The 16,071-nt window shown below is 67.2% G+C and carries 20 protein-coding genes; 10 read left to right on the top strand and 10 right to left on the bottom strand.

What is annotated here, in order from left to right; translation table 11 throughout:
* Positions 1-15: 15 nt before the first annotated feature.
* A complete protein-coding gene (locus tag KY497_RS08905) occupies positions 16-318 on the bottom strand; it encodes a HigA family addiction module antitoxin (RefSeq protein ID WP_044496365.1) in 303 nt (100 codons plus the stop codon).
* Positions 305-586 carry a type II toxin-antitoxin system RelE/ParE family toxin gene (locus KY497_RS08900; RefSeq protein ID WP_218682949.1) on the bottom strand — a complete coding sequence of 94 codons (282 nt, stop codon included), beginning with the start codon at positions 584-586 and terminating at the stop codon, positions 305-307. Before KY497_RS08900 ends, KY497_RS08905 begins: the two co-directional genes overlap by 14 nt.
* A gap of 209 nt (positions 587-795) precedes the next feature.
* Here KY497_RS08900 and KY497_RS08895 point away from each other — a divergent pair, with 209 nt between their 5' ends.
* Entirely contained in the window at positions 796-1,269 is a 474-nt protein-coding gene (locus tag KY497_RS08895) for a hypothetical protein (RefSeq protein ID WP_218682950.1), read from the top strand.
* Between the two features lie 2 nt (positions 1,270-1,271).
* Positions 1,272-1,484: a helix-turn-helix transcriptional regulator gene (locus KY497_RS08890; protein ID WP_218682952.1), complete on the top strand. Its 213-nt coding sequence runs from the start codon at positions 1,272-1,274 to the stop codon at positions 1,482-1,484.
* Between the two features lie 47 nt (positions 1,485-1,531).
* Here the strand turns inward: KY497_RS08890 and ychF are convergent, their stop codons facing one another.
* Positions 1,532-2,605 carry a redox-regulated ATPase YchF gene (ychF, locus tag KY497_RS08885; protein WP_218682665.1) on the bottom strand — a complete coding sequence of 358 codons (1,074 nt, stop codon included), beginning with the start codon at positions 2,603-2,605 and terminating at the stop codon, positions 1,532-1,534.
* 52 nt (positions 2,606-2,657) lie between these two features.
* Positions 2,658-3,398, bottom strand: coding sequence for a class I SAM-dependent methyltransferase (locus KY497_RS08880; RefSeq protein ID WP_219868880.1), 741 nt, complete (start codon positions 3,396-3,398; stop codon positions 2,658-2,660).
* Positions 3,399-3,457: 59 nt separating this feature from the next.
* Between KY497_RS08880 and KY497_RS08875 the strand changes: the two genes are divergently transcribed.
* Entirely contained in the window at positions 3,458-4,060 is a 603-nt protein-coding gene (locus tag KY497_RS08875) for a 3'-5' exonuclease (RefSeq protein WP_219868879.1), read from the top strand.
* A gap of 83 nt (positions 4,061-4,143) precedes the next feature.
* Positions 4,144-5,454 carry a DNA recombination protein RmuC gene (locus tag KY497_RS08870; protein WP_219868878.1) on the top strand — a complete coding sequence of 437 codons (1,311 nt, stop codon included), beginning with the start codon at positions 4,144-4,146 and terminating at the stop codon, positions 5,452-5,454.
* 61 nt (positions 5,455-5,515) lie between these two features.
* Here KY497_RS08870 and KY497_RS08865 read toward each other — a convergent pair whose 3' ends face one another.
* Together KY497_RS08865 and glpX are read right to left on the bottom strand one after the other, a co-directional pair.
* Positions 5,516-5,800, bottom strand: a complete 285-nt coding sequence (locus tag KY497_RS08865) for a hypothetical protein (protein ID WP_017828696.1) — start codon at positions 5,798-5,800, stop codon at positions 5,516-5,518.
* A gap of 180 nt (positions 5,801-5,980) precedes the next feature.
* A complete protein-coding gene (gene glpX / locus KY497_RS08860) occupies positions 5,981-6,967 on the bottom strand; it encodes a class II fructose-bisphosphatase (RefSeq protein ID WP_219868877.1) in 987 nt (328 codons plus the stop codon).
* A 185-nt stretch (positions 6,968-7,152) separates the two neighbouring features.
* Between glpX and fbaA the strand changes: the two genes are divergently transcribed.
* Positions 7,153-8,181, top strand: coding sequence for a class II fructose-bisphosphate aldolase (gene fbaA / locus KY497_RS08855; protein ID WP_055864552.1), 1,029 nt, complete (start codon positions 7,153-7,155; stop codon positions 8,179-8,181).
* 95 nt (positions 8,182-8,276) lie between these two features.
* On the opposite strand, the gene KY497_RS08850 is transcribed toward fbaA, so the two are convergent.
* From KY497_RS08850 to KY497_RS08840, 3 genes are all read right to left on the bottom strand, one after another.
* Positions 8,277-8,816: a DUF6264 family protein gene (locus KY497_RS08850; RefSeq protein WP_055864555.1), complete on the bottom strand. Its 540-nt coding sequence runs from the start codon at positions 8,814-8,816 to the stop codon at positions 8,277-8,279.
* A 245-nt stretch (positions 8,817-9,061) separates the two neighbouring features.
* Complete coding sequence (locus KY497_RS08845; protein ID WP_258185622.1) at positions 9,062-9,919, bottom strand: IclR family transcriptional regulator; 858 nt, start codon at positions 9,917-9,919, stop codon at positions 9,062-9,064.
* Positions 9,858-10,910, bottom strand: coding sequence for a 4-hydroxy-3-methylbut-2-enyl diphosphate reductase (locus KY497_RS08840; RefSeq protein ID WP_373695266.1), 1,053 nt, complete (start codon positions 10,908-10,910; stop codon positions 9,858-9,860). The genes KY497_RS08845 and KY497_RS08840 overlap by 62 nt, the downstream gene beginning before the upstream one ends.
* A gap of 92 nt (positions 10,911-11,002) precedes the next feature.
* Between KY497_RS08840 and xseA the strand changes: the two genes are divergently transcribed.
* Genes xseA through KY497_RS08815 form a run of 5 tightly spaced genes read left to right on the top strand, consistent with a single transcriptional unit; the run spans position 11,003 to position 15,277 of the window.
* The gene (gene xseA / locus KY497_RS08835) at positions 11,003-12,280 is read left to right on the top strand and encodes an exodeoxyribonuclease VII large subunit (protein WP_219868876.1); all 1,278 of its coding nucleotides are present in this window, start codon (positions 11,003-11,005) and stop codon (positions 12,278-12,280) included.
* A 36-nt stretch (positions 12,281-12,316) separates the two neighbouring features.
* Positions 12,317-12,559 carry an exodeoxyribonuclease VII small subunit gene (locus KY497_RS08830; RefSeq protein ID WP_174799562.1) on the top strand — a complete coding sequence of 81 codons (243 nt, stop codon included), beginning with the start codon at positions 12,317-12,319 and terminating at the stop codon, positions 12,557-12,559.
* Positions 12,556-13,200 carry a DUF4245 family protein gene (locus tag KY497_RS08825; protein WP_218682459.1) on the top strand — a complete coding sequence of 215 codons (645 nt, stop codon included), beginning with the start codon at positions 12,556-12,558 and terminating at the stop codon, positions 13,198-13,200. The genes KY497_RS08830 and KY497_RS08825 overlap by 4 nt, the downstream gene beginning before the upstream one ends.
* The gene (locus tag KY497_RS08820; protein WP_017828705.1) at positions 13,197-13,886 is read left to right on the top strand and encodes a carbonic anhydrase; all 690 of its coding nucleotides are present in this window, start codon (positions 13,197-13,199) and stop codon (positions 13,884-13,886) included. Before KY497_RS08825 ends, KY497_RS08820 begins: the two co-directional genes overlap by 4 nt.
* Positions 13,883-15,277, top strand: a complete 1,395-nt coding sequence (locus tag KY497_RS08815) for an aspartate ammonia-lyase (protein ID WP_055864571.1) — start codon at positions 13,883-13,885, stop codon at positions 15,275-15,277. Before KY497_RS08820 ends, KY497_RS08815 begins: the two co-directional genes overlap by 4 nt.
* A gap of 154 nt (positions 15,278-15,431) precedes the next feature.
* On the opposite strand, the gene KY497_RS16710 is transcribed toward KY497_RS08815, so the two are convergent.
* Positions 15,432-15,926 carry an endonuclease domain-containing protein gene (locus KY497_RS16710; RefSeq protein ID WP_055864575.1) on the bottom strand — a complete coding sequence of 165 codons (495 nt, stop codon included), beginning with the start codon at positions 15,924-15,926 and terminating at the stop codon, positions 15,432-15,434.
* Positions 15,927-16,071: the final 145 nt, after the last annotated feature.

Raw genomic sequence — 16,071 nt, 5'->3', positions numbered from 1 at the left:
GCACGACGCAGCTGGTCACGCGACCTGTAGCGGCGCGATCGCCGCGATCTGCTCACCTGCTGCGTCCTCGGCGCGGTCGAGCTCATAGTGGCTCTGCAGGTTGATCCAGAACTCGGCCGACGTGCCGAAGTACCTCGCGAGCCGCAGCGCCGTGTCTGCGGTGATCCCCCGCTTGCCGTGCACGATCTCGTTGATCCGCCGGGGCGGGACGCCGATCGACACGGCGAGCTTGTTCTGTGTGATGCCGAAGCCCTCGATGAAGTCCTCCATGAGGACCTCACCTGGGTGGATCGGCTCGATCCTGTCAGTGGTAGTCAACGATCTCCACCTCCTCCGGTCCGGCGTCCGTCCACACGAAGCAGATCCGCCACTGGTCGTTGATTCTGATGCTGTGCTGCCCGGCTCGATCGCCTCTCAGCGCTTCGAGCCTGTTGCCTGGTGGGATGCGGAGGTCATCGAGCACCTCCGCTGAGCCCACCTGGCGCAATTTCCGCAACGCGACTCGGTGGATCCTCGGATCGATCGAGCGCACGCGTTCACGACGCCACAGCCGTTCGGTGTCCTTGTTGCCGAACGATCTGATCACGCGACCAGTCTATAACGAAGTCCGTCATTAACGCTATACGTTAAACCGGAACTCCACCGAGTTCCCGCACATACCAACCTCACGCGCGAGGAGGCAACCGGCCGGAATCCCGAGAGGGCGAACTTGCGTAAAGCGAGCTATACATGTGAAGCTAGCTTCACATGTCAAACAAGCTTCACATGTCAAACAAGCTTCACACAGGAGAGTTCATGAACACCGAGTCACACAACGACAGCCGCACACGTTGGGGCCGTGTCAACTTCGCCGGAGGGCATGTCCCCGCGATGGCGGTTGCGATCCCTGCGGGATTGATCCTGGCCATCGGAGTCGGCGCACTGACGCTCTTGACCAAAGTCGCCCCGGGCGATCAGGCTCTGGTCATCGCCGGCGTATTCGCCCTCGTGATGTCGTGGGGTTTCATCGGCCTCATCTGGATACTGGTAGTGGATCGCTCGACTCTGCGGGGCGCAATCGACAACCCGGATGAGTCGATCGAGTCGAAGTGGCTCGACTCCGCGATGGCGGGCGCGCTCCGAGACACGATCACGTTGACCGGAGTCACCCTCGCGGCTCTCGCCATTACCGGCTTCGATCTCGATGTCATGTGGGCCCTCATTGGAGTGATCGGGATCGCCTTCTTCAGCACCGTTGTGCGCTATCTCATGGCGAAGAAGCGTGGCTGATGATGAAGAATTCCCTTCAGGAACGCCGACTGGACCGCGGCTGGTCACAACAGCACCTCGCCGACGAGCTCGGAGTCTCCCGCCAGACCGTCATCTCCATCGAGCGTGGACGCTTCGACCCGTCATTGCCGCTAGCCTTCCGTCTGGCAGCGGTCTTCGACTGCAGGATCGATGAACTCTTCGATCCCCAAACCGAAGACCCTCATCCGAGTTGACACCCAGCATGCGGCCTAGGCGATGGCAAGGTTGAAGCGGAACGCGACTATACGTTGAAACGAAACTCCACGACGTCGCCGTCCTGCATGACGTAGTCCTTGCCCTCGAGGCGGGCCTTGCCCTTGGCACGGGCCTCGACGACGGAACCTGTCTCGACCAGATCCTCGAACGAGACGATCTCGGCCTTGATGAAGCCCTTCTCGAAGTCGGTGTGGATGACACCGGCGGCCTGCGGCGCCTTCGAGCCCTTGGGGATCGTCCAGGCGCGAGCTTCCTTCGGACCGGCGGTCAGATACGTCTGCAGGCCCAGGGTGTCGAAGCCGATGCGGGCGAGCTGGTCGAGGCCGGACTCGTCCTGGCCGGTCGAGGCGAGCAGTTCCGCCGCATCCTCCGGGTCGAGGTCGATGAGCTCGGATTCGATCTTCGCGTCGAGGAAGATGGCCTTCGCCGGGGCGACGAGGGCTGCGAGCTCCGCCTTGCGCGCATCGTCGGTCAGCACGGCCTCGTCGACGTTGAAGACGAAGATGACGGGCTTCGCGGTGAGCAGACCCAGTTCCCGGATCGGCGTCAGGTCGATACCGGCGACCGACAGCAGCACGCCGCGCTCCAGCGCATCCTTCGCCGCATTCGCGGTCTCGAGCACGACGGGCTCGATCTTCTTGCCGCGCACTTCCTTCTCGTACCGGCTGATCGCCTTGTCGACGGTCTCGAGGTCGGCGAGCATGAGCTCGGCGTTGATCGTCTCCATGTCGGAGGCCGGGTTGACCGTGCCGTCGACGTGCACGACGTCGTCGTCGGCGAAACCGCGCACGACCTGTGCGATGGCGTCGGCCTCACGGATGTTCGCGAGGAACTTGTTGCCGAGGCCCTCACCCTCGCTCGCACCGCGCACGATGCCGGCGATGTCGACGAACGACACTGCCGCGGGGAGGATCCGCTCGCTGCCGAAGATCTCCGCGAGCTTCTCGAGGCGCGGGTCGGGCAGGTTCACCACGCCGACGTTGGGCTCGATCGTCGCGAACGGATAGTTCGCCGCGAGCACGTCGTTCTTGGTGAGTGCGTTGAAGAGGGTGGACTTGCCGACGTTGGGCAGGCCGACGATGCCGATAGTGAGAGCCACGGGGCACGAGTCTACCTGGCCGGAGCCCCGCGATCCTGCGGAAGGCTGCGCGTCAGTCGCGGACGGCGCGGTACACCCTGGTCACGTACGGGAGGTCGATGGTCGCGTCGCCGTGCAGGTCGAGCTCGTCGAAGAGAGCGTCGAGCTCCCCGCGGATGCGCGTCTTCTCCTCGTCGGGAGCGGTGATGATGTAGCTGCGCGACGCCGCCATCCGATGCAGCACATCGCGGGTGACGGGTCGGACCCATTCCCAGCGCTCCTGGTCGAGCGGTCCGAACGGCGCGGTGACGACCGGATCGCCCTCGGCGAGCATGATCTCGGCGTGGCTGCCATGCATGACCTCGGTGAGCCTGCGCACCCACTCGACGCGATCGTCGCGGATGTTCCAGATGAGGCCGAGCACTCCCCCGCTGCGCACTGCACGACCGATCTCGGTCGAGCCCGCGACGGGATCGACCCAGTGCCAGGCCTGGCCCAGCACGACGGCATCGACACTCGCATCCGGAAGAGGCAGCCGCTCCGCCGACCCGACGAAGGTCGGCACACCCGGCACGGCGCCGCGAAGCGCCGCGAGCATCTCGGGATCGGGGTCGACAGCGACCACCTCGGCGTCAGGGGCCTGGGTCAGCACCCGGGTGAGCTTGCCCGTTCCCGCGCCGACATCGGCGACACGGCGGGAATCCGCCGGCATCCGCTCGAGCATCCAGGCCACCGCCTCGAAGGGGTACTCCGGCCTTCCGGTCTCGTAGTCTCCGGCCTGCGCTCCGAACGACGTCGCCATGTCCTCAGCCATGTCGCCAGCATACGGCGAGTCTGCGACCCCACTTCGAGCACCCGGGGGAAAGTGGGGATGTGCCACTGGACTTCACTGCGATCGACTTCGAGACCGCGAACTCCAGCCCGGCCTCCGCGTGCTCGGTCGGACTCGTCCGTGTGCGCGGCGGAGAAGTCGTCGCCACCACCGGATGGCTGATCCAGCCGCCGCCGGGACACGACGAGTTCCAGGAATGGAACGTGCGCATCCACGGCATCCAGCCCGAGGACGTGCTCTCGGCCGCGACCTGGGTCGACCAGTTCGACCGCCTGTGCGCTTTCGCCGGAGCCGACGTGCTCGTCGCGCACAACGCCGGCTTCGACCTCAACGTGCTGCGCCGCGCCTCCGAAGCGACGGGGCAGCTCTGCCCGCCCTACCGCTCGCTGTGCAGCCTGCAGGTCGCCCGCAAGACCTACACGCTCGATTCGTATCGCCTGCCGATCGCCGCGGCCGCAGCCGGGTTCGAGGAGTTCTCGCACCATGATGCGCTCGCCGATGCCCGCGCCTGCGCGCGGATCGTCATCGATGCGGCGGCACGAGCAGGTGCGGCCGATGTCTTCGCCCTCGCCGATGCTCTGAGCCTGCGTGTCACCGCGCCCGTCGCTCCGGCCGCACCCGCTCTGGAGCGCGCCGTCGCCTGACCTGCCTCGTCGCGTCTGACTCGTCACGCGGGATCCGTGCGCGGCGACCGTGGAATGTCGGATGCCGGCCGCATCATGAACACATGGATGCTCTGGCTGTCGTTCTTCTCCTCGTCGCCCTCGCGGCGGGTGTCGCTATGGGCTGGTTCCTGCGAGCCGGACGTGGCGCCGCCGATCTCGCGCGCGCTCAGGCCGAGCTGGCGGCCGCACGAGACGATCGCGACCGCCAGTACGATCTGTACCGCGATGCCGTCGAGCATGCGCGCAACGAGCAGCGGGCGGAGGCGCAGCGCGTCCAGCAGCAGAACGCCGTGCTGACAGCACTCGCTCCGGTTCGCGAGAGTCTGCAGCAGATGCAGACCAAGGTCACCGCCATCGAGCGGGAACGGCACGCGCAGTTCGGCACTCTCGAAGAGCAGCTGCGCCGGGCCCAGGAGTCCGATGAAGCTCTGCGGGCGACGACCGAGTCGCTCGCCGGGGCTCTGCGTTCCACTGCCACGCGCGGCGTCTGGGGTGAGACTCAGCTACGCCGCGTCGTCGAAGCCGCGGGACTCACCCGGCACATCGACTTCGATCTGCAGGCGACGATCTCCTCCGACCATGGTCAGGGGCGCCCCGACATGGTGATCCGCCTCGCCGGGGGCAGCTCGATCGCCGTCGATGCCAAGGTTCCTCTCGCCGCCTATCTTGAGGCCTCCGCTCTTCCCGGCGGCGACGCGCAGGAGCCGCAGCGCCGCACCCTCATGCAGAAGCACGTCAAGGCGGTCCGCGCGCACATCGACGCGCTGGCGAAGAAGGCCTACTGGGCGGGCCTCGATGCGAGCCCGGAGTTCGTGATCTGCTTCCTGCCGAGCGAATCACTGCTGGCCGCAGCCATCGATGAAGACCCAACCCTCCTCGACTATGCGTTCAGTCGCCGAGTGGCGCTCGCCTCCCCCGTCAACCTCTGGGCTGTGCTGAAGACCGTGGCCTTCACCTGGACGCAGCAGGAGGTCTCGACCGAGGCGCGTACCCTGCTCGCGCTCGGCACGCAGCTCTACGACCGGCTGGGAACGCTCGCCGGGCACGCCGACGATCTGCGTCGAGCGCTGGAGCGCACTGTCGACAGTTACAACCGGTTCGCCGGATCGCTCGAGACCCGTGTGCTCGTTACCGCTCGTCAGTTCCCCGGGGTCGACGCGTCAGCGCTCGCGACAGCCGCCCCGACGACGGCGAGCACGGGCCGGCGATTCACCGCACCGGAACTGCTCGCTGCAGACTCGACCGCGGCGCAGGAAGCTCTCTCAGACGGCGAGTCTGCTCATATCGACCCACTCGATCCCGCAGAGGCCGTCCAGCCCGAGGCCGTCCGCGCCGACGTGGGCGACGTGCGGCTTCGGCTCGACGAAGGGTGACACCTTCGGCAGAGCATCAGCCAGTGGTGCGGTAGCTCCGCGGGCGTTCAGCGACGACGGATCAGGCGATGCCGGGAACGCCGCTGAGCAGCAGGATGACGAGTCCGCTGGTGGCCAGGAACGCTCCGATCATCCACCAGGAGCTGATCTCGTGCCCTTCATCGCGGCGGACGCGGAAGAGGACGTCGGCGCGACGAGCCGGATCGACCATCGCGGCCGGTGGCGTCGTGACCGGGGGCGTCGGAACGGATTCCGCATCTGCGCTCACCCGGAGGATGCGCCCCGTGTTGGTCGTGATGATCTTCGTCGGGGCTGCCTTCGAACCGCTCGTGTGCTGCGTTGTCATCTGTTCGCCCTCCTGTGCCTGCGGTGCCTGGCGGCTCCGTCGACGGCGACAAACCCAGTGACAATTGTGACACGGCACCCAGGGGAACCGTGGATCGAGCGGCTGTGAGGCGGTACCGGCTCGATAACGATGCCGCCGATATCGCCGGCGATGATCACGTGTCAGAGGACGAGCGAAGGATCAGAGCCACTTCGAGACGAGGTGCTCCGAAGCGATGCGACGAAGCGTTCCGGAGGCTCCTCGGAGCACGACGCTCTCGGTGTAGACGTAGCCGCGTTCACGACGGACACCGGCGACGAGCTGGCCGTCGGTGACGCCGGTGGCGACGAAGATCGTGTTGTTGCCCTGCACCAGATCATCGGCCTCGTAGACCTTGTCCATATCGAGACCGGCATCGATGCCGCGCTGGCGCTCATCGTCATCGCGCGGCCAGAGGCGTCCCTGGATGTGTCCGCCGAGAGCCTTGATCGCGCACGCCGTGACGATGCCCTCAGGGCTGCCGCCGACGCCGACGCACATGTCGGTGCGAGCATCGTGACGGGCGGCGTTGATGCCACCGGCGACGTCACCGTCGCTCATGAGACGCGTGCCGGCACCCGCATCGCGGATCTCCTGGATGAGCTGCTCGTGACGCGGACGGTTCAGCACCGAGACGACGATCTCGTCGACAGGCTTGTCGAGCGCGCCGGCGAGCCTGCGGATGTTCTCGCCGATGGGAAGACGGATGTCGACGACGCCGACGCCTGCCGGGCCGGTGACGAGCTTGTCCATGTAGAAGACGGTCGAGGCGTCGAGCATGGTGCCACGGTCGGAGACGGCGATCACCGAGAGCGCGTTCTGACGTCCGGCCGCGGTGAGCGAGGTGCCGTCGATGGGATCGACCGCGATGTCGCAGAGCGGTCCACGGCCCGTGCCGACGACCTCGCCGTTGAAGAGCATCGGGGCGTTGTCCTTCTCGCCCTCGCCGATGACCACTCGTCCCTGGAAGTCGACCGTGCCGAGGAACGCGCGCATCGCGTCGACGGCGGCGCCGTCCGCCGCCTCCTTGGCTCCGCGACCGATGAAGGGGACCGCACGGATAGCCGCAGCCTCCGTCGCACGCACCAGCTCCATCGCGAGGTTACGGTCGGGACGAAGAGGGCTCAGATCCGCTGTCAGACTCACCATGCGGTCAGCCTAGCCACCCTCGTGTCCAAATCCGCTGGCTTTCGAGCCGGATCCGACGAAGGAATCCGAATTCTTAACAGCCAGGCAGAAGCCATCGTGCTCGGCGGAGATCTGGGCTGCGGTATCAGCGTGCGCGCCCCGATAGAGTGGCAGCTGTCCCGGCTTCCCCTATCGCAGGAGTTCTCATGCCCGTCGCCACCCCGGATCAGTACGCCGAAATGCTCGACCGCGCGAAGGCCGGCGGCTTCGCGTACCCCGCATTCAACGTCTCCAGCTCGCAGACGATCAACTCCGTCCTCCAGGGGCTGACCGAGGCCGGCTCCGACGGCATCATCCAGGTCACCACGGGTGGCGCCGACTACTTCGCCGGCCACACGGTGAAGGCTCGTGCCGCGGGCGCGCTCGCGTTCGCGCGCTTCGCCACCGAGGTCGCGAAGAACTACCCGATCACCGTCGCGCTGCACACCGACCACTGCCCGAAGGACGCGCTGGCCGGTTTCGTCGAGCCGCTGATCGCCGCCTCCGAGGAAGAGGTCAAGGCCGGCCGCAACCCGATCTTCCAGTCCCACATGTGGGACGGCTCCGCCGTTCCCCTCGCGGAGAACATCGAGATCGCCAAGGACCTGCTCCCCCGCATGAAGAACATCAACGCCATCCTCGAGGTCGAGATCGGCGTCGTCGGCGGCGAAGAGGACGGCGTGCAGCACGAGGGGTCGAACGAGGCCCTCTACACGACGTTCGCCGATGTCGACCAGGCGGTTCAGGCGCTGGGTCTCGGCGAGCAGGGCCGCTACATCGCCGCCCTGACCTTCGGCAACGTGCACGGTGTGTACAAGCCCGGTGGCGTCAAGCTGCGCCCTGAGCTGCTCGGCGAGATCCAGGCAGAGGTCGCGGCGAAGTACAACACCGGCGCCAAGCCTCTCGACCTGGTGTTCCACGGCGGCTCCGGCTCGACCGATGAGGAGATCGCCCTCGCGGTCGCCAACGGTGTCATCAAGATGAACATCGACACCGACACGCAGTACGCCTACACGCGTGCGATCGCCGACTACATGTTCAAGAACTACGACGGCGTGCTGAAGGTGGATGGCGAGGTCGGCAACAAGAAGCAGTACGACCCGCGCGCCTGGGGCAAGATCGCCGAGTCGGCGATGGCCGCCCGCGTGGTCGAGTCGACCCGTCAGCTCGGCTCGTACGGACAGTCCAAGAGCTGATCCGCGAGCGAGACAGCAGAAGGGGCCCGGCATTCCTGCCGGGCCCCTTCTGCGTCCCCGATGGGCCGGCGTACGTCGACGCCGACCGGCTGAGGTCAGGGAGTCGTCATCTGCTCGAGGTGGGCGACGAAGGCAGGGTCACTCATCATCGGCACCGCGATGCAGACGGAGACCACGCCCATGGTGACGATCGCTCCGACGATCGGGAGCCACCAGGTGAGGCGGCCACGACGCAGGCGTCGGATCGAGAGCGCGGCGGTGATCGACCATCCGACGACGAGGACGATCGCGGCGATCATCCCCCAGGTCTTCGCCTGCGCGAAGTTCGTGAACTCCCCCTCGATGCCGACGACCTTCATGGTCTGGTTCATGACGCTCGGCAGATCCAGGTACGACAGACCGGTGATGACGACGTTGATCAGTCCGTAGGCGAGCATCACGATCGTCGCGAAGCGATCGACAGGATGCGACCGCTTCGTCGAAGACTCGTTCACCGGGTTCCCGGCCTGAACCGCGGGCGGCAGTGGCGCCGAGGGCGGTGCGATCACGACCTCGTCGAGCGGGGGCAGGCCGGCGGCTCGTCGCTGTTCCTCGGGGGTCGCGAGTTCGCCGTACTGGGGCCTCTGGTCGCTCATCCCGCCATGCTAACGGCACAACCTCGGGCCGGTTCACAGCGGGCGACCGCACCCGGTGGGGCACAAACGATAGCGGCCCCGGAGAAGTGGGGACTTCTCGGGGCCGCGGACGTAGAGCGTGGGGACGCTCCTCATCCAGATTGACCGCCAGCGCTGGGGACGCTAGAGGCGATCGGTGACGTTCACGTATGCCGCCACTGTTCCCATAGTAGGAAAACGCGTGCCGACGCGCCAGGGGCCTTCCTTCAGATAGTGAACTCGGCTCCGGAGGAGCCCTCGTCCAGCACGTCAGCCCCGAGCTGCAGAGAGAGATGGCGTGCAGTGCGCTGGAGCGTCGAGACGAGGGTGCGATCGACCACGGCACCATCGACCGGCAGCGAGATCGCCAGCGAGGCGATGACCCCGGGGGCGATGACCGGCACGGCGACGCAGGTGGCGCCGATCGCGTACTCCTCCTGATCGATCGTCCACCCCGGAGAGCGTTCCAGCTGCGTCAGCAATGCCTTGCGATCGGTGATGGTGTGCGGTGTGAGCTCGGGCAGACGATGCTGCGAGAGGTAGTCAAGGCGATCGGCTTCCGGGAGCTCCGCGAGGATCTGCTTGCCCAGCGCAGTCGCATGAGCGCTGGACTGCAGCCCCACCCACAGCTCGATCCGGGGATTGCGGACGGCGTCGACGATGTCGACCATGTGCATCTCCCCGTCATCGAAGCGGGAGAGATACGCCGTGGCTCCGACGTCTTCGGTCACCTCCCGCAGCGCTGCGCGCACGCGGGCGAGGAACACTCCCCGCGAACCGATCTGCTGCTGGAACGACGGAAACCGGGCGCCCAGCACGACACCGTCCGGTTCCGAGGAGAGGTATCCCTCATGCACGAGCGTGCGCACCAGGTTGTAGGTGGTACCTGGGGTCAGACCGGTGATGGCCGCGAGCATCTTGGGAGGAAGCGGCCGAGGTGAGTTGGCGACGATGTCGACCAGCCGCAGAGCGCGCGTTGCACCGACCCGATGAGGGTGGGCTCCGCCTCCGCGGCGCTCACTGCTAAGCGCCTCCTCCGGACGCGCGACCTCCGAGGGCCCGCGCGTCACGCTGACCCGCAGCATCTTGACGCAGTTCCTTGGGCAGGGAGAACATGAGGTCTTCCTCTGCCGTCTTCACCTCTTCGATGTCGCGGTAGCCGGCGTCGCCGATCGCATCGAGCACCTCGCGCACCAGTACCTCGGGCACGGATGCCCCACTGGTCACACCGACGGTCTCGACCCCGTCGAGCCACTCCTGCTGGATCTCTTCTGCGTAGTCCACTCGGTAGGCGGCCTTCGCCCCGTACTCGAGGGCGACCTCGACGAGGCGCACGCTGTTGGACGAGTTCGATGAGCCGACGACGATCACCAGGTCTGCTCCGGCGGCGACCTTCTTGATCGCGACCTGACGGTTCTGCGTCGCGTAGCAGATGTCATCGGACGGCGGATTCTGGAGTTCGGGGAATCGCACGCGCAGACGGTTGACCGTCTCCATCGTCTCGTCGACCGAGAGGGTGGTCTGCGAGAGCCAGACGACCTTGTTCGGGTCCTTCACCACGACGGTGTCGGCTTCCTCCGGAGAGTTCACGACGGTGACGTGCTCCGGGGCCTCCCCTGCCGTTCCCTCGACCTCTTCGTGGCCCTCGTGCCCGATGAGCAGGATCTCGAAATCGTCGCGTGCGAAGCGCACGGCCTCGCGGTGCACCTTGGTGACGAGCGGGCAGGTCGCATCGATCGCGTGGAGTCCTCGATCGGATGCCGCGTTCACGACTGCCGGCGAGACACCGTGAGCGCTGAAGACGACGTGGGCCCCCTCAGGGACCTCATCGACCTCTTCGACGAAGATGGCGCCCTTCTCCTCGAGCTCGGTCACCACGTGGATGTTGTGCACGATCTGCTTGCGCACGTAGACCGGGGCGCCGTAGCGCTCGAGGGCCTTCTCCACCGCCACCACGGCACGGTCCACACCCGCGCAGTATCCGCGCGGTGCGGCGAGCAGAACCCGCTTGCGTCCGGCCACCGGGTTATCCTGAAGCCGCCCGGCCGCCGCACGAACTCTTGGAAGGCGGGGCACGGGGAGATGAACGGCAGTCGAAGTCACCCTTGAATTCTACCGCCGCGCGGCTGTGCGAGGCCGGGGAGACTCGGGAGCGGGAACGGGAGCGGATGACAGTCTTCGAAGCGACCACGGGCCAGGGCGAGACGCCACCGGCCGATTCCGTCGCACCCCGCGACTCGACGGCCGACGCTCCCACCTCGGTCACCCGGCTGAACGCCACCATCCGCGACTTCATCGCGCGGTGGAACACCGTCTGGGTCGAGGGAGAGATCACCTCCTGGAATGTGCGCGCCGGCAACGTGTTCGCGCGGCTGAAGGACACGCGCTCCGATGCGCAGATCTCCATCCGGGTGTGGTCGAGTGTGCGCGGGCGCGTCCCCTCCGACATCGGCATCGGCGATCATGTGGTCGCCGCGGTCAAGGCCGATTACTTCGTCAAGGCCGGCGATTTCAGCTTCGCCGTCTCCGCGATGAAGCACGTCGGGCTGGGCGACCAGCTCGAGCGCCTCGAGAAGCTGCGCGCGCAGCTGCGACAGGAAGGCCTGTTCGACTCTTCGCGCAAGAAGCGCCTACCCTTCCTGCCGCATGTGATCGGTCTGATCACGGGCGAGCGCTCGGACGCCGAGAAGGATGTGCACCGCAACGCCGAGCTGCGCTGGCCGCAGGTGCGCTTCCGCACCGAGTACGCCGCCGTGCAGGGCGACCGCTGCGTTCCCGACACGCTCGCCGCCCTCGCCCGGCTCGACGCCGACCCCGAGGTCGACGTGATCATCATCGCCCGCGGTGGCGGAGACCCGCAGACGCTCCTCGGTTTCAGCGATGAGAGGCTCGTGCGCGCCGTCGCCGCGGCCTCTACACCCGTCGTGAGCGCGATCGGGCACGAGAACGACCATCCGCTGCTCGACGATGTGGCGGATCTGCGGGCTTCGACGCCGACCGACGCCGCCAAGCGCGTCGTCCCCGATGTCGGTGAGCAGCGGGCGCTCATCGCGCAGCTGCGGTCCCGCGCGACCACGAGGCTCACGCAGCGCCTCACACACGACATCGCTCAACTGGAGCAGCTCCGCTCCCGCCCGGTGCTGCGTTCGCCCGCTCCGATCATCGACGCCCGCGCCCAGGAGATCTGGCTGCTGCTCGGACGCGGCCGGGACACCGTGAACCGACAGCTCGACGACGCCGGACGCCGCACCGGAGAGCTTCGGGCTTCGCTCCGCGCGCTCTCGCCCGCCGCGACCCTGGCTCGCGGCTACGCGATCGCCCACCTCGATGGGGGCGTGATCCTGCGCGACGCCGCCGATGCCCCGGCCGGAAGCACGCTCACGATCACCCTCGACCGGGGCTCGCTGACCGCCCGCTCGGAGGGCGAGATCGCGGAAGACGCCTGAGCCGGACACCCGCGGCACACGACGTAAGATGGAGGAGTGAGCGCCCTGAACGACACCCCTGTGGACACGCTGTCGTTCGAGGCGGCTCGAGACGAGCTCGTCAAGGTCGTCGCCGAACTCGAACAGGGATCCCCGACCCTCGAGAACTCGCTCGCCCTCTGGGAACGTGGTGAGGCTCTCGCCGCCCGTTGCGAAGAGTGGCTGCTGGGCGCCAAGCGCCGCCTCGACGCGGCTCGCGCCGCGGCATCCGATGTCGAGACGCCGGTAGGAGACTCGTGAGCAAGCAGCCCCCGATCATCGCCGAGCTCGGCCGCCCCGAGACTCCGGAAGAGACCGCCGCCCGCAAGGCCGCGTTCAGCAAGGCCTACCGGTCGAGCCAGACGGTGCGAAACCTCGTGGCCGCTCTCCTGGTCACGGTCGCCGTGGTCGCGGTCATCATCTTCGCCGTCCCTCGCGGCACTCCGGTCGAGCAGAAGCCACTGGATGTCGCCGCCGTCGCCGAGGGCGTGGAGTCGTCGATGGAACGCCCCGTGCTGATCCCGGAGCTCGGCGACTTCTGGCGTGCGAACGGCGCCGAGATGCAGGGTGGCGCCACCGTGGTGTGGGAGGTCACCCTGGCCCCGAAGTCCGACACGGAGCGCGGCTTCATCAAGGTGGCCCAGGCGTTCGACGCCGATTCCTCCTGGGCTCCGCAGCGTCTGAACGGCATCGCCCCGACCGACACCGTGCGCATCGGCGGCCTCGACTGGGACGTCTACAAGCCCGGAAACGCCGAATCGAACGCGAACGTGACGTATGCCATCGGCACGCAGGCCGGCGACGACTACATCCTGCTCTACGGCTCGCGCTCGGCCGATTCGAGCGCCGAACTCGCCGAATCCCTCATTCCGCAGATCCGCATCATCTCGGAGGCCCCATGACGCACCCGTTGACCCCCACAGCCGCCTGGAAGCAGATGCAGGACGGCAACCGCCGTTTCGTGCAGGACGAGCCCCGGCACCCGAATCAAGACGTCGCCCGTCGCAAGGATCTGACGGCAGCGCAGCATCCGGTCGCCACCCTGTTCGGCTGCTCCGACTCGCGCCTCGCCGCCGAGATCATCTTCGACCTCGGCCTCGGCGACCTGTTCGTGGTGCGCAACGCCGGACAGGTGATCGGCGAATCGATCGTCGCGAGCCTGGAGTATGCCGTCGCGGTGCTCGAGGTGCCGCTGATCGTCGTGCTCGCCCATGACTCCTGCGGCGCCGTGCGTGCGGCGATCGACGGCACCGCGATCGACGCCGCTCCCCTGCCCCCGCACATCTGGAAGCTGATCGCCCCCATCGTTCCCGCCGCGCGGAAGGTGCTGGCCGAGAGCGGCGGGACCACTGTCGCCGAGATCGACTCGGAACTGGTCGGCATCGAGCATCTGCGCAACACCGTGAGTGATCTGCTGCAGTCGTCCGAGATCATCAGCGATGCCGTGTCCGCGGGTCGCCTGGGCATCGTCGGCGCCAACTACCGTCTGGCCGAGGGCACCGCGGTGCCCGTGATCACGGTCGGAATCGACGCCGACGGCGTCACCACCGAGGGAACTGACCCCGCAACCAAGGAGGGTTCGGAATGACCGAGCAGGACTACCGCATCGAGCACGACACCATGGGCGAGGTGCGGGTGCCCGTGAACGCACTCTACGGAGCGCAGACCCAGCGCGCCGTGGAGAACTTCCCGATCTCGGGCAAGGGACTGGAATCGACCCAGATCGCTGCCCTGGCCCGCATCAAGAAGGCCGCGGCGCTGGCCAACAAGGAGCTCGGCACTCTCGACGGTGCCATCGCCGATGCGATCGCCCAGGCCGCCGACCAGGTCGCCTCCGGAGACCACGACGGCGAGTTCCCGGTCGACACCTACCAGACCGGCTCCGGTACCTCGTCGAACATGAACATGAACGAGGTGCTGGCGACGCTCGCGACGCGCATCCTCGGCGCGACCGTCCACCCCAACGACCACGTGAACGCCTCGCAGTCGTCGAACGATGTGTTCCCGACCTCCGTGCACATCGCGGTCACCCAGGCCCTCATCGACACGCTCATCCCCGCGCTCGACCACCTCGCCGTCGCCCTCGAGGCGAAGGCCGAGCTGTGGAAGGACGCCGTCAAGTCCGGCCGCACCCACCTGATGGATGCCACCCCGGTGACCCTGGGCCAGGAGTTCGGCGGCTACGCCCGTCAGATCCGCCTGGGCATCGAGCGCGTGCAGTCGGCCCTCCCCCGCGTCGCCGAGGTCCCGCTGGGCGGCACCGCGGTCGGCACCGGCATCAACACCCCGCTCGGCTTCCCGCAGAAGGTCATCGCGCTGCTCGCGGCAGAGACCGAGCTGCCCATCACCGAGGCCAAGGATCACTTCGAGGCGCAGGCCAACCGTGACGGACTGGTCGAGGCCTCCGGCGCGCTGCGCACGATCGCGGTCTCGCTGACCAAGATCAACAACGACCTGCGCTGGATGGGCTCCGGCCCCAACACGGGTCTCGGCGAGCTGCACATCCCCGACCTGCAGCCTGGTTCCTCGATCATGCCGGGCAAGGTCAACCCGGTCGTTCCCGAGGCCGTGCTGATGGTGTGCGCACGCGTGATCGGCAACGACGCGACGGTCGCCTGGGCCGGCGCATCCGGCTCCTTCGAGCTGAACGTCGCCATCCCGGTCATGGGCACGGCCGTGCTCGAGTCGATCCGTCTGCTCTCGAACGCCTCGCGCGTGCTCGCTGACAAGACGATCGACGGCCTTCAGGCCAACGTCGAGCGCGCCGCCGCATTCGCGGGAATGAGCCCGTCGATCGTGACGCCGCTGAACAAGCTCATCGGCTACGAGGCTGCGGCGAAGATCGCCAAGCACTCGGTCGCCAAGGGCATCACGGTGCGCGACGCCGTGATCGACCTCGGCTACGTCGAGCGCGGCGACCTCACCCTCGAGCAGCTCGACGAGAAGCTCGACCTGCTGTCGATGACGCACCCGGGCTGAGTTCCCCCACGAAACAGCGGATGCCGCGAGGACTCGTTCCTCGCGGCATCCGCTGTTCTTGGGCACCGCTCACATGCATGACCTGGCCACGGATGCCGGAGCGCATGACGGTGAGCAGTCATGCATCCGGCAAGAACTCATGCAGGTGTCACGGTCAGGCGCGTGCCCGCCCGAGAGCCGCTGCGATCGCTGCCACGACCACATCCCAGGAGTGCAGGATCATCGCGTAGTCGAAACGCAGCGTCTCGAATCCGAGACGTGAGGCCACGGCGTCGCGCATGAGATCCCGGTGGCGATTCGCCGGTCCGTCATGGTTCTCCCGACCGTCTGCCTCCAGGATGACTCGACCCTCGATGACGAAGTCGACGCGTCCGACACCGTCGATGATCACCTGCGTACGCACGGCGACCCCGATCAGGTGGAGCCTCAGCCGAACCACCGATTCTAGGCCGCTCTCCGCATCAGGGCGTGCGAGATCGATGAGCCAGCGCGCTGTCGAGGGAAGGGCCGCGCGGACGTTCGCGCGGGCCACCGCCGTCAGCATCCGCTTGTTCCACGCAGACTCGAACGCGGCGAAGAAGAACTCCTCTCCGTAGCAGCCGAACGCATGCACCAGTGCGACCTCGATCGGGGCGATCCCGACGTCCATACGCCCGGGAGTGAAGTGAGCGACGCACGCGCACGGCTTCGGGTGATGCCGTCGCCCACCCAGCCCCATCCAGACATGCACCTCATTCGAGACCTCGAGGGTCCATACTCCACGGAGCCTCAACGCGCTCCCACACGTGAGTGCG

Source organism: Microbacterium sp. PAMC22086, from assembly GCF_019443525.1.
Classification (GTDB): domain Bacteria; phylum Actinomycetota; class Actinomycetes; order Actinomycetales; family Microbacteriaceae; genus Microbacterium; species Microbacterium maritypicum.
This window is presented reverse-complemented; position numbering and strand designations above follow the sequence as displayed.